Raw genomic sequence first — 19677 nt, 5'->3', positions numbered from 1 at the left:
TCAGACCAGTTCGGGCACCCTCAGGTGGGCGACGGCCAGTTCGAACTCGGCCTCGTCGACCTCGGACGCCCCGGCCGCGCGCATCGACGCCATCTTCAGCGCGGTGGCCTGGTCGCGGTTGTCCACCATGGCGTCGTGGCTGCTGAACGACACCGACGAGACCCCGCGCCCGGTGGCCCGGTCGATCATCAGGCTGGCACTACAGAACCCGGGCAGATGCTCCACCTGCGGCAGGACCGCGCCGCGGAAATAGTCGATCCCGGCGTCGATCAGATCCAACGGCACCGACACCCAGGTGGCCCGCACACATGCCCGCCGGCTGTCGGAACTGTGCGTGCGGTGCAGGACGGCGATCTCCCAGTTCTCCGTCCACGCGGTGCCGCCGAACTCGTTGGCAACCTGGTTCCGCATCTGCGCCGTCTCCTCGAAACTGGAGCGCATCGCCTCCTCGGATTCCCAGGCGGTGGTGACGATGCACCGGCCGGACTCGCGGTCGACCATCAGAGACAATCCGACCCAGCCGGGCAGTTCCGGCAATGCGGTCATGACCTCGTCTCGGACGTGAGCGATGCCGGCGTCGATCTTGTCCAGGCGCGCCATCACCGTGGTAGAACGTGCGAACACGGTCCACCCCCTCTTGGTTCGGGGCAGCGCCCCGGCGGCGCCACCGGTCACCCACCACTGTCCTCCCGCGCTGCGCCACGCACAATAGTCATTGGCTGCGCACCGCGCAGGCGGTCAACACGGTTCCCGGTAGTGTTATGCGGTCGACCACCGGCCCAGCGAATGAAGGACAGCAGCACGTGCAAACACACGAGATCAGGAAACGTTTCCTCGATCATTTCGTGAAGGCGGGACACACGGAGGTGCCCAGCGCCTCGGTGATCCTCGATGACCCCAACCTGCTGTTCGTCAACGCCGGCATGGTCCAGTTCGTCCCGTACTTCCTGGGTGCCCGCACCCCGCCGTACGAGACCGCCACCAGCGTGCAGAAATGCATCCGGACCCCCGATATCGAAGAAGTCGGTATCACCACCCGGCACAACACCTTCTTCCAGATGGCGGGCAACTTCTCGTTCGGCGCCTACTTCAAGAGGGGTGCCATCGAGTTGGCCTGGTCGCTGCTGACCAACCCGGTGTCCGAAGGCGGCTACGGGTTCGACCCCGAAAAGCTTTGGGCGACAGTTTATCTCGATGACGACGAGGCGATCGGCCTGTGGCAGGAGGTCGCCGGCCTGCCGGCCGAGCGTATCCAGCGCCGCGGGATGGCCGACAACTACTGGTCGATGGGCATCCCCGGGCCGTGCGGACCCTGTTCGGAGATCTACTACGACCGTGGGCCCGAGTACGGCATCGACGGCGGTCCCGAGGCCAACGAGGACCGCTATATCGAGATCTGGAATCTCGTGTTCATGCAGAACGAGCGGGGTGAGGGCACCTCGAAGGAGAACTTCGAGATCCTCGGGCCGCTGCCGCGCAAGAACATCGACACCGGTATGGGTATCGAGCGCATCGCCTGCCTGCTGCAGAACGTGGACAACGTCTACGAGACCGACCTGGTCCGTCCCGTCATCGACGTCGTCGCCGATATCGCGCCCCGCGGATACGGGCAGGGCAACCACGACGACGATGTGCGCTACCGGATCATCGGCGACCACAGCCGCACCGCGGCCATCATCATCGGCGACGGGGTCACCCCCGGTAACGAGGGCCGCGGCTACGTGCTGCGCCGGCTGCTGCGCCGCATCATCCGGGCGGCCAAACTGCTCGGCGTGGAACGCCCGATCATGGCCGAGCTGATGGCCACGGTGCGCGACGAGATGGGGCCGTCCTACCCGGAACTGGTGACCGATTTCGAGCGCATCAACCGCATCGCGGTGGCTGAGGAGACGGCGTTCAACCGCACCCTGGCCGCTGGGTCCCGACTGTTCGACGACGCCGCGGCGGCCACCCGGGCCGCCGGGAAGTCCACGCTGTCCGGTGATGACGCCTTCACCCTGCACGACACCTACGGCTTCCCGATCGACCTCACCCTCGAGATGGCCGCCGAGGCCGGCCTGACCGTCGACGAGGAGGGTTTCCGCGGCCTGATGGCACAGCAGCGCCAACGCGCCAAGGCCGACGCCGCTTCGCGCAAACAGGCCCATGCCGATCTGTCCGCCTACCGCGAGCTGGTGGACGCCGGTCCCACCGAGTTCACCGGATTTGACGAATTGTCCTCGCAGGCAAAGATTCTCGGCATCTTTGTGGAGGGTAAGCGGGTTCCCGTGGTGGATCACGAGAGCGCGCGGGGCCATCGGGTCGAGCTGATCCTGGACCGCACCCCGTTCTACGCCGAATCCGGCGGGCAGATCGCCGACGAGGGCGCCATCAGCGGAACCGGCTCCTCGAGCACCGCCAAAGCGGCCGTCACCGATGTGCAGAAGATCGCCAAGACCCTGTGGGCGCACCGGGTCACGGTGGAGTCCGGCGAGTTCGTCGAGGGCGACACCGTCACCGCCGAGGTCGACCCGCAGTGGCGCCACGGCGCCACCCAGGGCCACTCGGGCACGCATATGGTGCATGCCGCACTGCGGCAGATCCTGGGGCCCAACGCCGTTCAGGCCGGCTCGCTGAATCGGCCGGGCTACCTGCGGTTCGACTTCAACTGGCAGGGTGCGCTCTCCGAGGACCAGCGCACCGAGATCGAGACGGTGGCCAATGAGGCGGTGCAGGCCGACTTCGCGGTGAACACCTTCAACACCGGACTCGAGCAGGCCAAGGCCATGGGCGCGATGGCGTTGTTCGGCGAGAACTACCCCGACGAGGTGCGGGTGGTCGAGATCGGTGGACCGTTCTCGCTGGAACTGTGCGGCGGCACCCATGTGCGCAGCTCCGCCCAGATCGGTCCGGTCACGCTGCTCGGCGAATCCTCCGTCGGGTCGGGTGTGCGCCGCGTCGAGGCCTATGTGGGGCTGGAATCGTTCCGGCACCTGTCCAAGGAACGCGCCCTGATGGCCGGGCTGGCGTCCTCGCTGAAGGTGCCGTCGGAGGAGGTGCCGGCCCGCGTCGCCAATCTGGTGGAGCGGCTCAAGGTGGCCGAGAAGGAACTCGACCGGGTCCGGCTGGCCAATGCCAGGGCGGCCGCGGTGAACGCGGCCGCGGGCGCCGAGACCGTCGGCAGGGTGCGCTTGGTGGCCCAGCGGATGGCCGGCGGGATCTCCGCCGGTGACCTGCGCAGCCTGGTCGGCGATATCAAGGGCAAGCTGGGCACCGAACCCGGTGTCGTCGCCCTGATTGCCGAGGGCGAGGACGACACGGTGCCGTTCGTGGTGGCGGTCAACGCGGGTGCTCAGGACCTCGGGTTGAGCGCCAACGACCTGGTGAAGCAGTTGAGTGCGGCGGTCAACGGCCGTGGGGGCGGCAAGGCCGATCTGGCACAGGGTTCCGGCAAGGGGGCGGCGGGTATCGACGCGGCATTGGCCGCGCTACGCGCAGAGATCGCCCGGAGCTGAGCCGGGTGGGAGAAGGTACCGAGCGTCTGCCGGACCGGCCGGGTCCCGATGATCCCGGCCGCGGTCGCCGGCTCGGTATCGATGTCGGCACCGTCCGCATCGGTGTCGCCGTCTGTGATCCCGACGGCATCCTGGCCACTCCGCTGGAGACCGTCCGCCGCGAGCGCGACGGACGTCACCTGCGCCGGCTGGTCAAACTCGCCACCGAACACGAGGCCGTCGAGGTCGTGGTCGGACTGCCGCGTACGCTCGCCGACCGGGCCGGCTCCTCGGCGCACGACGCCGTCGAGCTGGCCGACACCATCGCCGCACGAATCGCCCCGACACCGGTGCGCCTCGTCGATGAGCGACTGACTACGGTGAGCGCACAACGTTCACTGCGGGATGCAGGTATCCGAGCCAAGAACCAGCGGACCATGGTCGATCAGGTTGCCGCAGTAGCAATTCTGCAGACCTGGTTGGACCAGCGCCGGTCCGGACTAGGGGTTGCCGATGACTGACGACTGGGGTACCGACCGTCACGAGCCCGTCGCCGTGGGACCGCCGCGACGGCGGATGAGCCGCGCCTCGCGGGCCCGCGCGCGCCGCATGCAGCGGCGCCGGCGGTTCTACAGCGGTATGGCGGTGGTGGTGCTCGTCGCCGTCGTGCTCGTCGTGGTGTTCCTGGGCTCACGGATGTGGCACGGCATGTTCGGTTCGAGCAGCGATTTCGCGGGTGACGGCACCGCCGACGTCGTCGTCGAGGTGCACAGCGGGGACTCGACCACCGCGATCGGCCAGACGCTGCAGCAGCAGAACGTGGTGTCCTCGGCCAAGGCGTTCGTCGAGGCCGCGTCGGGTAATCAGGCCATCGCGGCGATTCAGCCCGGCTTCTACAAGCTCCGCACCGAGATTCCCGCATCCGGGGCGGTCACCCGGCTGGCGGACCCGAAGAACCGGGTGGGTCAGCTGGTGATCCCCGAGGGCCGGCAGCTCGACGATGTCGCCGATGTGAAGACCAATGCGGTCACCGACGGCATCTTCACGCTGATCTCGAAAGCCTCCTGCGTGGATATCGACGGTGACCACAAGTGTGTGCCGGCCGCGGATCTCAAGAACGTCGCCGCCACCGGGAATCTGGCGGCGCTGGCGGTGCCGAACTGGGCCACCGCCCCGGTGACGGCGATGGGAGCCGACCACCGCCGGCTGGAGGGACTGATCGCGCCGGGCAGTTGGAACGTCAACCCCTCCGGCACGCCGCAGGACATCCTCACCAGCCTGATCAAGGCGAGTACCGCGCAGTACGAGGCCAACGGCCTGCTCGACGCCGCGGCCGCCACCCATCTGACGCCGTACCAGATCCTGGTGGTCGCGTCGCTGGTGCAGCGCGAGGCCAAACCGCAGGACTTCGCCAAGGTGGCCCGGGTGATCTACAACCGGCTGGCCGAACACCGCAAGCTGGAGTTCGACTCCACGGTCAACTACTCGCTGGACCGCCAGGAGGTGGCCACCACCGACGCCGATCGCGAACGCGTCACACCGTGGAACACCTATGCCTCCGAGGGGCTTCCAGCCACTCCGATCTGCTCGCCGGGACAACCCGCCCTGGCCGCGGCCGAGAACCCGGCACCGGGGGACTGGCTGTACTTCGTGACCATCGATATGCAGGGCACCACGCTGTTCACCCGCGACTACGAGCAGCACCTGGCGAATATCGAGCTGGCCAAGCACAACGGTGTCCTCGACAGTGCACGGTAGCCGGGCCGGCCGAAAAGCAGCGGTTCTCGGCTCACCCATCTCGCATTCGCGTTCGCCAGATCTGCACCTGGCGGCCTACCGTGCGCTGGGGCTGACCGACTGGACCTACGAGCGCATCGAGTGCACCGCCGAGCAGCTGCCCGCCCTGGTCGCCGGTCTGGGCCCGGAGTGGGTCGGGCTGTCGGTCACCATGCCCGGCAAGTTCGCGGCGCTGCGGTTCGCCGCCGAACACACCGCGCGCGCCGCGCTCGTCGGCTCGGCCAACACCCTGGTGCGCACACCCTCGGGATGGCGGGCCGACAACACCGATATCGACGGGGTGGTCGGCGCGCTCGAGGGTGTGGGCGAGCGAAGCGACGGGGGATATGCCCTGCCCGGCGCGCGTGCGGCGGTGCTCGGCTCCGGTGGCACGGCCCCGGCCGCGGTGGTGGGCCTGGCCTCCCTCGGGGTCCGCGATATCGCCGTCGTCGCCCGCAACGCGGACAAGGCGGCGCCGCTGGTGGCGCTGTCCGAACCCCTCGGTGTGACCGTGCACTGGGTCGAACTGGGCACGCCGATCAGGGCAGATGTGGTGGTCAATACGCTGCCGGCAGAGGTCGCCGCCGCCTACGCGCCCAGCGTCGCGGGGGTACCCGTGCTGCTGGACGCGATCTACGATCCGTGGCCCACCCCGCTGGCCGGCGCGGTGTCGGCAGCAGGCGGCCGGGTGATCAGCGGGCTGCACATGCTGCTGAACCAGGCTTTCGCCCAGGTGGAGCAGTTCACCGGGCAGCCGGCCCCGAAAGAGGTGATGAGGCAGGCGCTGGCCGGCCTTTAGCCTCGAGAGGTGGCGGCGCTGGTGGCGGGGTGGCTGATCGCCTTGAGCGCCTTCGATATCCGGCAGCGCCGGTTGCCCAATGTGCTGACACTGCCCGGGGCCGTCGTGGTGCTGGGTGGCGCTGCCACGGCGGGCCGGGGCTGGCCTGCACTCGCCGGTGCGGCGGCGCTGACGGCGGTGTACCTGCTGGTGCACCTCGCCGCGCCGGCCGGCCTGGGCGCCGGCGACGTCAAGCTGGCGATCGGGGTGGGCGGGTTGACGGGGGCGTTCGGCCCCGACGTGTGGATGCTGGCCGCCGCGGGGGCCCCGATGCTGACCGGACTCGTGGCGCTGACCGCTCTGGCCACGGGCCGGCGTGATCCGGTGCCCCACGGGCCGTCGATGTGCGCGGCCACCGCAGCATCGGTCGCCCTGGTGTGGGTGTAGCCCTGGAGGCGCGCCTGTGCCGGCCGGGTTAACGGATTGGGTCGCGCGGATACCCGCATGGGAGAATGACACCTGTGTTGCGTTGGACTACCGCTGGTGAATCCCATGGCCGTGCCCTGGTCGCGATGGTTGAAGGCATGGTTGCGGGACTGTCCGTCACCTCCGACGATATCGGGACCCAACTGCAGCGCCGCCGCCTCGGCTACGGCCGCGGCGCGCGGATGAAGTTCGAGAAGGACCAGGTGACGGTGCTCGCCGGGGTCCGACACGGGGTCACGCTCGGCGGTCCCATCGCCATCGAGATCGGCAACACCGAATGGCCCAAATGGGAGACGGTGATGGCCGCCGACCCCGTCGACGCGGACCGGTTGGACGGTGACGCGGCGCGCAACGCCCCGCTGACCCGCCCCCGCCCCGGCCACGCGGATTACGCGGGCATGCTCAAGTACGGCTTCGACGACGCCCGCCCGGTGCTGGAACGGGCCAGCGCCCGCGAGACCGCCGCCCGGGTGGCGGCGGGCACCGTGGCCCGCGCGTTCCTGCGCCAGGCCCTCGGCGTCGAGGTCATCTCCCATGTCATCGCCATCGGCGCCGCCAAGCCGTACGACGGCCCCTCGCCGTTGCCGCAGGATCTGGATCGGATCGACGCGAGCCCGGTCCGCGCCTTCGACGAGCAGTCCGAAGCGCTCATGATCGCCGAGATCGAGGCGGCCAAGAAGGACGGCGACACCCTCGGCGGTGTGGTCGAGGTGGTGGTCACCGGTCTGCCGATCGGGCTGGGTTCGTTCACCAGCGGCGACAACCGCCTCGACAGCCAGTTGGCTGCCGCGGTGATGGGTATCCAGGCCATCAAGGGCGTCGAGATCGGCGACGGTTTCGAGACCGCGCGCCGGCGCGGCAGTGTCGCCCATGACGAGATGTACCCCGGTCCCGACGGCGTGCTGCGGTCCACCAACCGCGCGGGCGGTCTGGAGGGTGGCATGACCAACGGTCAGCCGCTGCGGGTACGCGCCGCGATGAAACCGATCTCGACGGTGCCGCGCGCGCTGGCCACCGTCGATATGGCCACCGGCCAGGAGGCGGTGGCCATCCACCAGCGCTCCGATGTGTGCGCGGTGCCCGCCGCGGGTGTCGTGGTGGAGACCATGGTCGCGCTGGTGCTGGCCCGGGCCGCGCTGGAGAAGTTCGGCGGCGACTCGCTGGACGAGACGAAGGCCAATATCGAGAGCTACCTGGCGGCGGTCCGCGAACGCGAACCTCAGGCGGGATAGCCCATGGCGCCCAAGGCTGTGTTGGTGGGGATGCCGGGTTCCGGCAAGTCCACCATCGGGCGGCGGCTGGCCAAGGCACTGCAGGTGCCGCTGCTGGACACCGATGCCAAGATCGTGGAGACCACGGGCCGCAGCATCGCCGAGATCTTCACCGAGGGCGAGCAGGAGTTCCGCCGGATCGAAGCCGACGTGGTGCGTGCGGCACTGGCCGAACACGAGGGTGTGGTCTCGCTCGGCGGTGGCGCCATCACCACCCCGGCGGTCCGCGAAGCGCTGGCCGGGCACACCGTCATCTATCTGGAAATCAGTGCGGCAGAAGGCATTCGCCGCACCAGCGGCAGCGGGCGACCGCTGTTGGCCGGTGATGATCCGGGGGAGCGGTACCGCACGCTGATCGCTGAGCGGGTCCCGCTGTATCGCGAGGTGGCCACCATGCGGGTCAACACCAATCGGCGCAACCCCGGTGCCGTGGTCCGCCACATCGTCACCAGGCTGGACGGCTGCGGCCAGAATCACCGTTCACGCCGGCGCCGGCGCCCCGCGTGGCGGCGGCCCACCATCCTCAACCCGGCACCCACCACAGATGCGCCGCCCACCCCCGCGGCGCTGGCCAAACGAGCAGAGGCGCGCAATGAGTGAATCCGTGACAGACCCGGTGACCGTGGATGTCCTCGTGGACCGGCCGTACCCGGTGATCATCGGCACCGGCCTGCTCGAGGATCTGGGCCGGGTGCTGGCGGGTCGGCACAAGGTGGCGATACTGCACCAGCCCACGCTCACCCAGACCGCCGAAGCGATTCGTAAGCACCTGGAAGACAAGGGAATCGATGCGCACCGCGTCGAGATCCCGGATGCCGAAGCCGGTAAGGAACTGCCCGTCGTCGGCTATATCTGGGAGGTGCTCGGCCGCATCGGGGTGGGCCGCAAGGACGCCCTGGTGAGCCTCGGCGGCGGGGCGGCCACCGATGTCGCGGGCTTCGCGGCGGCCACCTGGCTGCGTGGGGTGGACATCGTGCACGTGCCCACCACGCTGCTCGGCATGGTCGACGCGGCCGTCGGTGGCAAGACCGGTATCAACACCGACGCGGGCAAGAACCTCGTCGGCGCCTTCCACCAGCCGCTGGCGGTGTTGGTGGATCTGGCGACCCTGCAGACGTTGCCCCGCAACGAGATCGTCGCCGGTATGGCGGAGATCGTGAAGGCCGGGTTCATCGCCGACCCGGTCATCCTGGACCTCATCGAGGCCGACCCCGAAGCCGCGATCGATCCGTCCGGATCCGTGCTGCCCGAGTTGATCCGGCGCGCGATCGCGGTCAAGGCCGAGGTGGTCGCCGCCGACGAGAAGGAATCGGCGCTACGCGAGATCCTCAACTACGGACACACCTTGGCACACGCCATCGAACGCCGCGAGCGCTACAAGTGGCGTCACGGTGCCGCGGTGTCGGTGGGACTGATCTTCGCCGCCGAACTCGGCCGGCTCGCGGGGCGTCTCGACGACGACACCGCCGACCGTCATCGCCGGGTGCTCACCGCCCTCGGGCTCCCGGTGAGCTACGACCCCGACGCGCTGCCTCAACTGCTGGAGTACATGGCGGGGGACAAGAAGAACCGGTCCGGCATCCTGCGGTTCGTCGTGCTCGACGGCCTGGCCAAGCCGGGACGTCTGGAAGGACCCGATCCCAGCCTGCTGGTCGCGGCGTACTCGGTGGTCGGAAGCTAGTTCTTCTCGATGGCGGTGGTGGGCTCTTCGCCCGTCTCGGATAGTCTTCCCGTCGCTTCGCTCGCCCCGACGGGCGCGGGTGCCACCGCGGCGAACACGTCGGTGTCCGCGCGGTCATCACCTTCGCGGCGGCGCTCGTACGGCGGCGCCTTGCGGTCGACGTTCCACCGGCCGATGGTCACCGCGACGACACCGGCCAGGAAGACCAGCAGGGCGGTGAACGCGGCGAACGAGGTCAACTCACTGATCAGATTGCCCGTGTAGACCGCCGGGTAGATCAGCCCGATGAACCAGGTGACCAGGTCGCCCAGCAGGCCGGCCACCAGACCGGCCAGCAACCAGACCATCGCCAGATCGGCGCGGCGGTCCGGGTCGGACTGCGCGTTCGCGTCGGCGCGGCCGTCGAAATATGCCCAGACCAGAGCGGGGACCGCCAGGAACAAACCGAGCGCGGGGCTGATCAGACCGGCGTGCGTCGGGAAGGCGTCGACCAGCGCACCCTGGATCAATCGCAGGACAACCACCAACGCCGCGAACACGAGTCCACGCAGCAACCACTTACTCATGAGGGCACAGCGTAGCGAGTACCGTCAGCGGTCGTGACGATTTCGCAGCGCAGGGATCGGTTGAGGCAGCGGCTGGCCATCGCGAAGCTGGACGCGATACTGGTAACAGACCTGGTCAACGTGCGCTATCTGTCGGGTTTCACCGGTTCCAACGCCGCGCTGCTGATCCGTGCCGACGACGACACGCCGCTGCTGGCCACCGATGGCCGCTACGTCACGCAGGCCGCGGCGCAGGCTCCCGACGCGGAATTGGTGATCGAACGCGCCTGCGGACCGCATCTGGCCGGCCGCGCCGCCGCCACCGGTATCCGCCGCCTCGGTTTCGAAAGCCATGTGGTGACCGTCGACGGGTTCGGTCTGCTGGAACGGGCCGCCGAGGGCATCGAGTTCGTCCGGGCGGCCGGCATGGTGGAACGGCTGCGCGAGATCAAGGACGCGGGGGAGATCGCGATGCTGCGGCTCGCGTGCGAGGCCGCCGACGCCGCGCTGCGCGAGCTCGTCGAGGACGGCGGGCTGCGCGCCGGGCGCACCGAGAAGGAGGTGGGCCGTGAGCTGGAGTCGCTGATGCTCGACCACGGCGCCGACGGGGTGTCCTTCGAGACGATCGTGGCCGCAGGGGCGAATTCGGCGATCCCGCACCACCGCCCGACCGATACGGTGCTGGCGCCGGGTGACTTCGTGAAGATCGACTTCGGCGCGCTGGTGGCCGGCTACCACTCGGATATGACGCGCACCTTCGTGCTGGCCCCCCTGGCCACCTGGCAGCGCGAGATCTACGACCTGGTCGCCACCGCCCAACGGGCCGGCCGCGAGGCACTGGTGCCCGGCGCCGCACTCAAGGATGTCGACACGGCATCGCGGCAGGTCATCGCAGATGCCGGGTACGCGGAGAACTTCGGGCACGGGCTCGGACACGGGGTCGGGCTGCAGATCCACGAAGCGCCGGGAATCAGCGCGTCATCCGTCGGTACACTGCTTGCTGGCGCTGCGGTGACCGTGGAGCCCGGCGTCTACCTGCCCGGCCGGGGCGGTGTCCGCATCGAGGACACCCTGGTCGTGGGCAGCCAGGACGCACCCACACCCGAGTTGCTCACCCGGTTCCCCAAGGAACTGGTCGTCGTTAACTGATCTAGGAGCTGTACAGACCGTGGCATCAACCGCCGACTTCAAGAATGGACTCGTCCTCAACCTCGAGGGCCAGTTGTGGCAGATCACCGAGTTCCAGCACGTCAAGCCAGGTAAGGGCCCGGCCTTCGTGCGTACCAAGCTCAAGAACGTGCTGACCGGCAAGGTCGTCGACAAGACGTTCAACGCCGGGGTGAAGGTCGAGACCGCGACCGTCGACCGCCGCGATGCCACCTACCTGTACCGCGACGGTGCCGACTTCGTCTTCATGGATTCGGAAGACTACGAGCAGCACCCGCTGCCCGAGGCGCTGGTCGGTCGGCTGGCCGGCTTCCTGCTCGAGGGCATGGTGGTGCAGATCGCCTTCCACGAGGGCGTACCGCTGTACCTGGAACTGCCGGTCACCGTCGAACTGATCGTCACCCACACCGAGCCCGGTCTGCAGGGTGACCGGTCCAGCGCCGGCACCAAGCCCGCCACCGTCGAGACCGGCGCCGAACTTCAGGTTCCGCTGTTCATCAACACCGGCGACAAGCTGAAGGTCGATTCGCGTGACGGCAGCTACCTGGGAAGGGTCAATGCCTGACGTCCTGGGAACGGGTGTCCTGGGCGGGCGGAGCGACGGGAATGTCTGACCGCAAGGGCGACCGCGGTCGGCATCAGGCCCGCAAGCGCGCCGTCGACCTGCTCTTCGAAGCCGAGGCCCGTCACCTGACGGCCGCCGAGGTGGCCGACGGGCGCAACGCCTTGTCCCACTCTCAGGCCGATATGAATCCGCTGAACCCGTACACGGTCACGGTGGCGCGTGGCGTCACCGACAACGCCGAGCACGTCGACGAACTCATCTCGGCCCACCTGCAGGGCTGGACGCTGGACCGGCTGCCCGCCGTGGACCGCGCCATCCTGCGGGTGGCGGTGTGGGAGCTGTTGCATGCGCAGGATGTGCCGGAGCCGGTCGCGGTGGATGAGGCCGTCGAGCTGGCCAAGGAGCTGTCCACCGACGACTCACCCGGATTCGTCAACGGGGTGCTGGGCCAGGTGATGCTGGTGACGCCGCAGATCCGGGCCGCAGCCGCGGCGCTGCGCGGGCCCCAGGAGCACTAGACGCGATGAATGCACCTCAGGACTGGGCGCCCTATATGAGCGTGCAGGACGCTGCGATGGTGTATCTGCGAGACCCCGAGCTGGCCCTGGAACAGCTGAAGTCAGTCGTCGAATTCCCCGGTATCGCGTCGTTCATCATGTCGCGCGGCGAGAGCGAGGAGTCCTGGGGCAGCGCCCTGTGGCAGGAAGTGGTCGCCACCGACGGCCGTCGGCTGATCATGTGGCGCGCCGATGACGAGTACCGCGACGATCGCCGGCAGCTGGCGTCCTCGGTGCGGACCATCCTGTTGTCGACGATCACCGACCACATCCTGAGCACCGAGTTCGACGTGCTCGACGACGGGACCCGCAGGCTCTCGGAGGTCCGGCTGCGGATGTACACCCAACTGGTCACCCGGGCCCGCCAGACGTCGGCGACCGAGAGCGATCTGTACTGCGAGTCGTTCCGCTATACCAAGTCGGTCGGAAACGGCGGGCTGGCGCAGATGGAGCGGCTGCTGCAATTCGGCCGGGTGCTGTCGCGGTCGATGTGAGCGCCCAGCGTTAGGCTCAGCACGATCCGAACTGCCGGTGGCGCCGCGCAGGTGGCGCAATAGCACCATCGCCGAGATTTAGGGCTGGTACGTGGCAGGTATCCGTCCCGGTACAGGCGGCGCAATCGGTTCTCGCGCGCATCGCAGCCGCTCAGCGCCCCGAAACCGGCCCCGCGGCACCCTTACGGTGGGTGGGTGCCACCAGCCCCCGAGCCCACTCCGATCCGCCGGTCCCGCGCCGACCAGGCCCGGTTGGTCGCCGATGTGCTCCGCCACCACATCCACGCCGGCGGCTATCCGGACGGATTGCCCGCCGAGGGCGAACTCGCCGCGGATTTCTCGGTGTCGCGCAACGCCATCCGCGAAGCGCTCACCGTGCTCAAAGACGAGGGGCTGATCGACCGCGGCACCAAGGTCGGCACCCACGTCGCGGTGCGCAAATACGACCACGGACTGGACGCACTGGTCGGGCTCAAGGAGACCTTCAAGGACTACGGCGAGGTGCGCAACGAGGTACGCGCCGTGCTGCGGATGGCCGCACCGCCGGCGGTGGCGCGCAAGCTCGCCCTGGCGCCGGGCACCCAGGTGGTCTACATCGAGCGGTTGCGCTACCTCGGCGATCTGCCACTGTCCCTGGACCTGACCTATCTGGTGCCCGATATCGGCGATCTGGTGGTCGAACACCCCCTGGAAAGCAACGACGTCTTCACGCTCATCGAGCAGGTCAGCGGCCAGCGATTGGGCTCGGCAACCCTTGCCCTGGAGGCGATTTCGGCTGACCCGCATTCCGCGGCGACCCTGGCGGTACCCGACGGCGCGGCGCTGCTGATGCTGGAGCGGCTCACCAGCCTGAGTGACGGGCGTCCCGTCGACCTCGAGTACATCCGCATGCGTGGTGACCGGATCACCATGCGCGGCAATCTTTTCCGAAACTAGCCGATCAGGAGCTGACATGGCTTTGGTGAACACCCGCGTCGATGTGCCGGTGACCATCGATGAATCCCTCTGCATCGAGGGCTGCACGCTGTGCGTCGAGATCTGTCCGATGGATTCGCTGGCGATCAACCCGGACAACGGTAAGGCCTACATGCACGTCGACGAGTGCTGGTACTGCGGGCCGTGTGCGGCCCGCTGTCCCACCGGTGCCGTCACCGTCAACATGCCCTACCTCATCCGTTAGCCGCCAAAGGACCTGCCATGAAGAAATCTCTCGCGGTGCTGCTTGCTGCCCTGACGTTGTCGGGGTGCTCGCTCGACTCGACCGCCAAATCCGATGATGTCGTCGACGTCGTCATCGGCTACCAGTCCAAGACCATCAACACCGTCACCGCCGGGACGCTGCTCAAGGCGCAGGGCTACCTGGAGCACCGGCTGGCCGACATCACCACCCGCACCGGCACCAAGTACCAGGTGACCTGGCAGGATTACGACACCGGAGCGCCGATCACCGCGCAGATGGTCGCCGAGAAGATCGATATCGGATCAATGGGCGACTACCCGATGCTGATCAACGGGTCCAAGACCCAGGCCAACGAGCGCGCCCGCACCGAAATCGTCTCGGTCACCGGATACAACCCCAAGGGTGCGCTGAACATGGTTGTGGTGCCACCTGATTCGACCGCCCGCACCCTGACCGATCTGGCCGGGAAGAAGGTCTCCGCCAGCGTCGGCTCGGCCGGGCACGGCACGCTGGTGCGGGCACTCGCGCAGGCCGGTCTGGACCCCAAGACCGGTGTCGAGGTGCTCAACCAGCAGCCACAGGTCGGGGCCTCGGCGTTGGAATCCGGTCAAGTTCAGGGACTTTCACAGTTCGTGGCGTGGCCGGGCCTGTTGGTGTTCCAGAACAAGGCCAGGTTGCTCTACGACGGCGCACAGCTGAACTACCCGACGCTGCACGGAGTGGTGGTCCGGCGGGACTACGCGGGCAAGCACCCCGAGGTGCTCGACGCCTTCCTGCAGGCCCAGCTCGACGCCACCGACTTCCTCAACACCAAACCGCTGGAGGCGGCGCGGATCGTCGCCGAGGGCAGCGGATTGCCGCAGGAGGTGGTGTACCTCTACAACGGTCCGGGCGGCACCTCCTTCGACACCACGCTGAAGCCGTCCCTGATCGAGGCGCTCAAAGGTGATGTGCCGTATCTGAAATCGATCGGCGACTTCGCCGAACTCGATGTCCCCGGATTCGTCGAGGACGGACCGTTGCGGGCCGCGTTCGCCGAACGCAAGCTCGACTACGACACGGCGATCAAGGCGACGAGTACCCCGGCGACCGGCGAACTCTGGCTGCAGGGCGCCGACACGACCCAGTCCGTGGCCGGCCCGACACAGCTATTGCGCGCGGTGCGTGAGGCGCAGGCACGTGGGGCCACGGTGCGGGCCGCCTATGTGCCCGACACCGAATTGGGCACCCGCTGGTTCGCGGACAGGTCCACCTGGGTGCGCGACGGGCAGAACTACCTGCCCTTCGACACCCCGGCCGGTGCCGAGCGCTACACCGCGGCCCACCCCGGCAGCAGCACCGTGGACTACCAGCAGGCGCTCGCAGGGGCGATATGACAGACCTGCTGACGCGGCCGAAGGCACCCGTCGCGGCGCCGCGCGGCACCGGTGGAGGTCGGGTCTGGCGGCACCGGGTGATCCAGGCGCTGTCCGTGCTGGCTGCGATCGGCCTCTGGCAGGTGTTGACCGCCAACGGGGTTCGGCTCTGGCTGCGCTTCGACACGCTGCCGACCGTCACCGAGATCGGGTCGGCGCTGGCGCACCGACTCGGCACCGGTGAGTACTGGCTGGATCTGGGGCAGTCGCTGATCCGCATCCTCACGGGGTTCGGGCTGGCCGCGGTGGCCGGTGTCATCACCGGAATCCTGCTCGGCCGTTCGGCGCTGTTCGCCGATGTCTTCGGCCCGATCACCGAACTGCTGCGCCCGATCCCGGCGATCGCCATCGTGCCGGTGGCGATCCTGCTCTTCCCGAGCGACGAGACAGGCATCGTGGCCATCACCTTCCTGGCCGCCTACTTCCCGATCATGGTCAGCACCCGGCACGCCGTACGGGCCTTGTCGACCATCTGGGAGGACTCGGTGCGCACGTTGGGCGGCGGTCGCTGGGACGTGCTGCGCCAGGTGGTGCTGCCCGGCATCCTGCCCGGACTGTTCGGCGGCCTCTCGGTCGGGATCGGGGTGGCGTGGATCTGCGTCATCTCCGCGGAGATGATCTCCGGCAGGCTCGGTGTGGGCTACCGCACCTGGCAGGCCTATACCGTGCTGGACTACCCGGGCGTGTTCGTCGGGATCATCACCATCGGTGCACTGGGTTTCGGCACGGCGGCGGCGATCGAGCTGATCGGGCGCCGCGCCACCCGCTGGCTGCCGCGCGGTGAGGAGAGTTCGCGATGACCACCGCCTCGGCCACCGGCCTGCTGCTCGAGCTGGACGAGGTCACGTTGTCCTACACCGGGGCGCCGGTGCTGAGTGGACTGACGCTCGCCGTGCGGCCGGGGGAGATCCTGGTGCTGACGGGCTCGTCGGGCTGCGGTAAGTCCACGGTGCTGCGGGCGCTGGCCGGCCTGCTGGTGCCGGACGCCGGCCGGGTGCGTGCCGATGGCGCGCAGATCACCGGGACGTCACGTGACCGCGGCATGGTGTTCCAGGACAGCGCCCTGCTGCCGTGGCGCAGTGTGCGCTCGAATATCGAACTGGCCCTTCAACTCCGGGGCGAGCCCCGGTCGACGCGGCGGGCCCGGGCCGAGCGCTGGATCGACGAGGTCGGACTGACCGGTTTCGCCGACTACCTGCCCAAGAGCCTGTCCGGCGGCATGCGACAGCGGGTGCAACTGGCCCGCGGGTTGGCCGGCGCGCCGCGCGCGGTGATGATGGACGAACCGTTCGGGGCACTCGACGCCCAGACCCGCGCCGCCATGCAGCGGCTGCTGATCGCCACCTGGCGGGCGCATCCGACCACCATCGTGTTCGTCACCCACGATGTCGACGAGGCGCTGATCCTCGGCGACCGGGTGGCGGTGTTGGGTGGCGGCGGCCTGCGTGTGCTGCAGGACATCCCCCAGCCCCGCACCGAGAACGTCGACCGCAGCGCGTTGCGCACCGAGATCATTGAGGCATTGGACAATTCATGACCGAGATTCCCGACCTTGCTGTGCCCGATTTATCTGCCACCGTGCGTCTGAATTGCGATGTACTGGTGATCGGTGGTGGCACCGCGGGCACCATGGCCGCGCTGACCGCCGCCGAGAACGGAGCCCGGGTCCTGTTGCTGGAGAAGGCGCACGTGCGCCATTCGGGCGCGCTGGCGATGGGCATGGACGGGGTGAACAACGCCGTCATCCCGGGCAAGGCGGAGCCGGAGGACTACGTCGCCGAGATCACCAGGGCCAACGACGGAATCGTCAACCAGCGCACCATCTATCAGACGGCGACCCGTGGTTTCGCGATGGTGCAGCGGCTGGAACGCTACGGCGTCAAGTTCGAGAAGGACGAACACGGCGAATACGCCGTGCGCCGGGTGCATCGGTCGGGGTCCTACGTGCTGCCGATGCCGGAGGGCAAGGACGTCAAGAAGGCGCTCTACCGGGTGTTGCGGCAACGCTCGATGCGGGAGAAGATCCAGATCGAGAACAGGCTGATGCCGGTGCGGGTGCTGGTTTCGGAGGGGAGAGCAGTCGGGGCGGCCGCCCTGAATACCCGCACCGGCGAGTTCGTCGCCGTTGCAGCCAAAGCCGTCATCCTGGCCACCGGTGCCTGCGGGCGGCTCGGCCTGCCCGCCTCGGGCTATCTGTATGGCACCTACGAGAATCCGACCAACGCAGGCGACGGATACGCGATGGCGTATCACGCCGGGGCAGAGCTGTCCGGTATCGAATGCTTCCAGGTGAACCCGCTGATCAAGGATTACAACGGGCCGGCGTGCGCGTATGTGGCCAACCCGTTCGGCGGCTATCAGGTCAACGCGGCGGGCGAGCGGTTCGTGGATTCGGACTACTGGTCCGGGCAGATGATGAGCGAGGTCCGCAGCGAGATCGAATCTGCCCGCGGTCCCATCTATCTCAAGGTGACGCACCTGCCGGACGAGACGCTGTCCGCGCTGGAGAACATCCTGCACACCACAGAGCGGCCGACCCGCGGCACCTTCCACGCCAACCGTGGGCACGACTACCGTACCCACGACATCGAGATGCACATCTCCGAAATCGGCTTGTGCAGTGGGCATTCCGCGTCCGGGGTCTGGGTCGACGAGCATGCCCGCACCACCGTGCCCGGCCTGTACGCCGCCGGCGACCTGGCGTGCGTGCCGCACAACTACATGATCGGTGCGTTCGTCTACGGCGATCTGGCCGGTGAGCACGCCGCGTCGACCCTGGCCGACACCGACGCGCCCGCCGAGCTGCCTGCCGATCAGCTGGCCGATGCCCACGAATTGATCTACCGCCCGCTGCGACAGCCCGACGGCCCACCGCAACCGCAGGTCGAGTACAAGTTGCGGCGCTTCGTCAACGACTATGTGGCACCACCGAAGACGGCCCCCAAACTGTCCATCGCGGTGCAGACCTTCGACCGGATGCGCGATGAGGTGGCCGGGATCGGTGCGCGCACCCCGCACGAGCTGATGCGCGCGGCGGAGGTCTCGTTCATCCGGGACTGCGCGGAGATGGCGGCCCGGTCCTCGCTGACCCGTACCGAATCGCGCTGGGGGCTCTATCACGAGCGCTCGGATGTGCCGGAGCGTGACGACCAGCAGTGGAACTACCACCTGAACCTGCGTAAGGGTGCCTCCGGGGAGATGGAGTTCCTCAAACGCCCGGTCGCCGAATACTTCGTTCCGGTGCCCGGTCTGGAGCATGTGCCGTCGGACAAGCCCGTCGTACCCGTCGAACAACCCCCGTTGTTCGGTGGGAGGGCGCCGGCATCGGTGGTGTCCCGGGTGGCGGCGGCTCCCGCGCCACCACCGTCGCCACGGATCGCTGCGGTGCTGGCCCTGCAGGAGCCGACGGTCGCGGATCTGGCCGAGTTCCTCTCGGACACCGACGCCGGGGTGCGGCGTACCGCGGTCGCGACACTGGTCGAGAACCTGCCCGAAGGCTACGGTGGTGCTTTGCTGACGGCGCTGGCCGACTCCGACGCCGGCGTGCGCCACGAGGCGGCCGATGCGGCCAGGGAACTGGTGGAGGTGCTGCCTTCACCGGAAGCCATTGCCGGACAGCTTAATTCGCCGGATGCGGTGGTACGGGCAGTGGCGTTGTATGTGACCAGCTCACGCCGGGTGCCGGCGGACTTCCGGGCCGCACTGGGCGATGGCGACCATAGGGTGCGGATCGAAGCGGTGCGGGCCCTGGTGTCCGTCGATGACGCCGACGGGGTGGCACTGGCGGCCGCCGACGACAACCGCGAGGTCCGGATCACCGCGCTGAAGGGGCTCGCCACCCTCGGTGCCGGTGTCGAGACGGTGCGGGCCGGCCTGATGGATGACGATCCGCTGGTCCGTGCCGCCGCCCTGAGCGCGTTGGGCAGTCTCGGCGGAGACGCCGGTGACGTCGCGTTGATCGAGCGGGCGCTGGGGGAGTCGGCCTGGCAGGTCCGCGAGGGCGCGGCGCGGGCGCTGTCCGGGGTGACGCCCGATATCGCCGTGCCGTCGCTGTCACGCACCCTGGCCGATTCGCATCTGGATGTGCGCAAGGCCGCGGTGCTCAGCCTCACCCGGTGGGCGACCTCGGAGTCTGCGGCCCGGGAGGCACTGGGGTTGGCGCTGGCGGATGCCGACGCCGATGTCCGGGCCTATGCGCGCCGGGCGCTGGATGCGGTGGGTGTCTGAGAGTGGATCGCGGCCATCCAATGGTGTTGCGGGCGTGGGGTTGTGGATAGTTTCGAGCCTGT

Annotated in this window: 20 protein-coding genes; 18 read left to right on the top strand and 2 right to left on the bottom strand. The window is 68.6% G+C overall.

The annotated features are described in order from the left end of the window. Positions 1-624: a hypothetical protein gene (locus QN239_RS19610; protein WP_499012836.1), complete on the bottom strand. Its 624-nt coding sequence runs from the start codon at positions 622-624 to the stop codon at positions 1-3. 179 nt (positions 625-803) lie between these two features. Between QN239_RS19610 and alaS the strand changes: the two genes are divergently transcribed. From alaS to aroB, 8 genes are all read left to right on the top strand, one after another. Further along, positions 804-3494, top strand: a complete 2691-nt coding sequence (gene alaS / locus QN239_RS19605) for an alanine--tRNA ligase (RefSeq protein ID WP_499012834.1) — start codon at positions 804-806, stop codon at positions 3492-3494. Positions 3495-3499: 5 nt separating this feature from the next. Beyond that, positions 3500-3994, top strand: coding sequence for a Holliday junction resolvase RuvX (ruvX, locus tag QN239_RS19600; RefSeq protein ID WP_167159171.1), 495 nt, complete (start codon positions 3500-3502; stop codon positions 3992-3994). Further along, entirely contained in the window at positions 3987-5231 is a 1245-nt protein-coding gene (mltG, locus tag QN239_RS19595; RefSeq protein WP_499012832.1) for an endolytic transglycosylase MltG, read from the top strand. Before ruvX ends, mltG begins: the two co-directional genes overlap by 8 nt. Further along, positions 5209-6048 (top strand): shikimate dehydrogenase, encoded by an 840-nt coding sequence (locus QN239_RS19590; RefSeq protein ID WP_499012830.1) that lies wholly within the window; start codon positions 5209-5211, stop codon positions 6046-6048. The genes mltG and QN239_RS19590 overlap by 23 nt, the downstream gene beginning before the upstream one ends. Before the next feature lie 9 nt (positions 6049-6057). Next, positions 6058-6474 carry a prepilin peptidase gene (locus tag QN239_RS19585; RefSeq protein WP_499012829.1) on the top strand — a complete coding sequence of 139 codons (417 nt, stop codon included), beginning with the start codon at positions 6058-6060 and terminating at the stop codon, positions 6472-6474. Between the two features lie 74 nt (positions 6475-6548). After that, positions 6549-7745 carry a chorismate synthase gene (gene aroC, locus QN239_RS19580; protein ID WP_499012827.1) on the top strand — a complete coding sequence of 399 codons (1197 nt, stop codon included), beginning with the start codon at positions 6549-6551 and terminating at the stop codon, positions 7743-7745. Positions 7746-7748: 3 nt separating this feature from the next. Beyond that, on the top strand, positions 7749-8384 hold the full coding sequence (locus QN239_RS19575) for a shikimate kinase (protein WP_090364453.1): 636 nt from the start codon (positions 7749-7751) through the stop codon (positions 8382-8384). A 4-nt stretch (positions 8385-8388) separates the two neighbouring features. Further along, positions 8389-9465, top strand: coding sequence for a 3-dehydroquinate synthase (gene aroB / locus QN239_RS19570; RefSeq protein WP_167159178.1), 1077 nt, complete (start codon positions 8389-8391; stop codon positions 9463-9465). Here the strand turns inward: aroB and QN239_RS19565 are convergent. Next, complete coding sequence (locus QN239_RS19565) at positions 9462-10031, bottom strand: B-4DMT family transporter (RefSeq protein ID WP_499012824.1); 570 nt, start codon at positions 10029-10031, stop codon at positions 9462-9464. The genes aroB and QN239_RS19565 overlap by 4 nt on opposite strands. A 33-nt stretch (positions 10032-10064) precedes the next feature. Here QN239_RS19565 and QN239_RS19560 point away from each other — a divergent pair, with 33 nt between their 5' ends. The 10 genes from QN239_RS19560 (at position 10065) to QN239_RS19515 (ending at position 19615) form a co-directional block, all read left to right on the top strand. After that, positions 10065-11159 carry a M24 family metallopeptidase gene (locus QN239_RS19560; RefSeq protein ID WP_499012823.1) on the top strand — a complete coding sequence of 365 codons (1095 nt, stop codon included), beginning with the start codon at positions 10065-10067 and terminating at the stop codon, positions 11157-11159. Positions 11160-11178: 19 nt separating this feature from the next. Further along, positions 11179-11742: an elongation factor P gene (gene efp, locus QN239_RS19555; RefSeq protein ID WP_499012821.1), complete on the top strand. Its 564-nt coding sequence runs from the start codon at positions 11179-11181 to the stop codon at positions 11740-11742. Between the two features lie 41 nt (positions 11743-11783). Next, positions 11784-12260: a transcription antitermination factor NusB gene (gene nusB / locus QN239_RS19550; RefSeq protein ID WP_499012820.1), complete on the top strand. Its 477-nt coding sequence runs from the start codon at positions 11784-11786 to the stop codon at positions 12258-12260. Between the two features lie 5 nt (positions 12261-12265). Then, positions 12266-12793 carry a hypothetical protein gene (locus tag QN239_RS19545; RefSeq protein WP_499012818.1) on the top strand — a complete coding sequence of 176 codons (528 nt, stop codon included), beginning with the start codon at positions 12266-12268 and terminating at the stop codon, positions 12791-12793. A 195-nt stretch (positions 12794-12988) separates the two neighbouring features. Continuing rightward, complete coding sequence (locus QN239_RS19540) at positions 12989-13729, top strand: GntR family transcriptional regulator (RefSeq protein WP_499012817.1); 741 nt, start codon at positions 12989-12991, stop codon at positions 13727-13729. Between the two features lie 16 nt (positions 13730-13745). Further along, complete coding sequence (locus QN239_RS19535; RefSeq protein WP_024452855.1) at positions 13746-13973, top strand: 4Fe-4S dicluster domain-containing protein; 228 nt, start codon at positions 13746-13748, stop codon at positions 13971-13973. A gap of 17 nt (positions 13974-13990) precedes the next feature. Then, positions 13991-15349: an ABC transporter substrate-binding protein gene (locus QN239_RS19530; RefSeq protein WP_499012815.1), complete on the top strand. Its 1359-nt coding sequence runs from the start codon at positions 13991-13993 to the stop codon at positions 15347-15349. Continuing rightward, positions 15346-16188 carry an ABC transporter permease gene (locus tag QN239_RS19525; protein WP_499012813.1) on the top strand — a complete coding sequence of 281 codons (843 nt, stop codon included), beginning with the start codon at positions 15346-15348 and terminating at the stop codon, positions 16186-16188. The genes QN239_RS19530 and QN239_RS19525 overlap by 4 nt, the downstream gene beginning before the upstream one ends. Then, complete coding sequence (locus QN239_RS19520) at positions 16185-16925, top strand: ABC transporter ATP-binding protein (RefSeq protein ID WP_499012812.1); 741 nt, start codon at positions 16185-16187, stop codon at positions 16923-16925. The genes QN239_RS19525 and QN239_RS19520 overlap by 4 nt, the downstream gene beginning before the upstream one ends. Then, positions 16922-19615, top strand: a complete 2694-nt coding sequence (locus QN239_RS19515; protein WP_499012810.1) for a fumarate reductase/succinate dehydrogenase flavoprotein subunit — start codon at positions 16922-16924, stop codon at positions 19613-19615. Before QN239_RS19520 ends, QN239_RS19515 begins: the two co-directional genes overlap by 4 nt. Positions 19616-19677 lie beyond the last annotated feature (62 nt).

Source organism: Mycolicibacterium sp. Y3 (genome assembly GCF_051188035.1).
Lineage (GTDB): Bacteria > Actinomycetota > Actinomycetes > Mycobacteriales > Mycobacteriaceae > Mycobacterium > Mycobacterium fluoranthenivorans.
The sequence above is the reverse complement of the archived record's forward strand: the minus strand, read 5'-3'. Positions and strand labels throughout refer to the sequence as shown.

What these genes read in the sequence shown, in the direction of transcription:
- QN239_RS19525 (WP_499012813.1), top strand. Translation starts at nt 15,346, where the DNA reads ATGACAGACCTGCTGACGCGGCCGAAGGCACCCGTCGCGGCGCCGCGC.
- nusB (WP_499012820.1), top strand. Translation starts at nt 11,784, where the DNA reads ATGTCTGACCGCAAGGGCGACCGCGGTCGGCATCAGGCCCGCAAGCGC.
- QN239_RS19535 (WP_024452855.1), top strand. Translation starts at nt 13,746, where the DNA reads ATGGCTTTGGTGAACACCCGCGTCGATGTGCCGGTGACCATCGATGAA.
- QN239_RS19565 (WP_499012824.1), bottom strand. Translation starts at nt 10,031, where the DNA reads ATGAGTAAGTGGTTGCTGCGTGGACTCGTGTTCGCGGCGTTGGTGGTT.
- QN239_RS19545 (WP_499012818.1), top strand. Translation starts at nt 12,266, where the DNA reads ATGAATGCACCTCAGGACTGGGCGCCCTATATGAGCGTGCAGGACGCT.
- QN239_RS19530 (WP_499012815.1), top strand. Translation starts at nt 13,991, where the DNA reads ATGAAGAAATCTCTCGCGGTGCTGCTTGCTGCCCTGACGTTGTCGGGG.
- QN239_RS19575 (WP_090364453.1), top strand. Translation starts at nt 7,749, where the DNA reads ATGGCGCCCAAGGCTGTGTTGGTGGGGATGCCGGGTTCCGGCAAGTCC.
- mltG (WP_499012832.1), top strand. Translation starts at nt 3,987, where the DNA reads ATGACTGACGACTGGGGTACCGACCGTCACGAGCCCGTCGCCGTGGGA.
- QN239_RS19520 (WP_499012812.1), top strand. Translation starts at nt 16,185, where the DNA reads ATGACCACCGCCTCGGCCACCGGCCTGCTGCTCGAGCTGGACGAGGTC.
- QN239_RS19515 (WP_499012810.1), top strand. Translation starts at nt 16,922, where the DNA reads ATGACCGAGATTCCCGACCTTGCTGTGCCCGATTTATCTGCCACCGTG.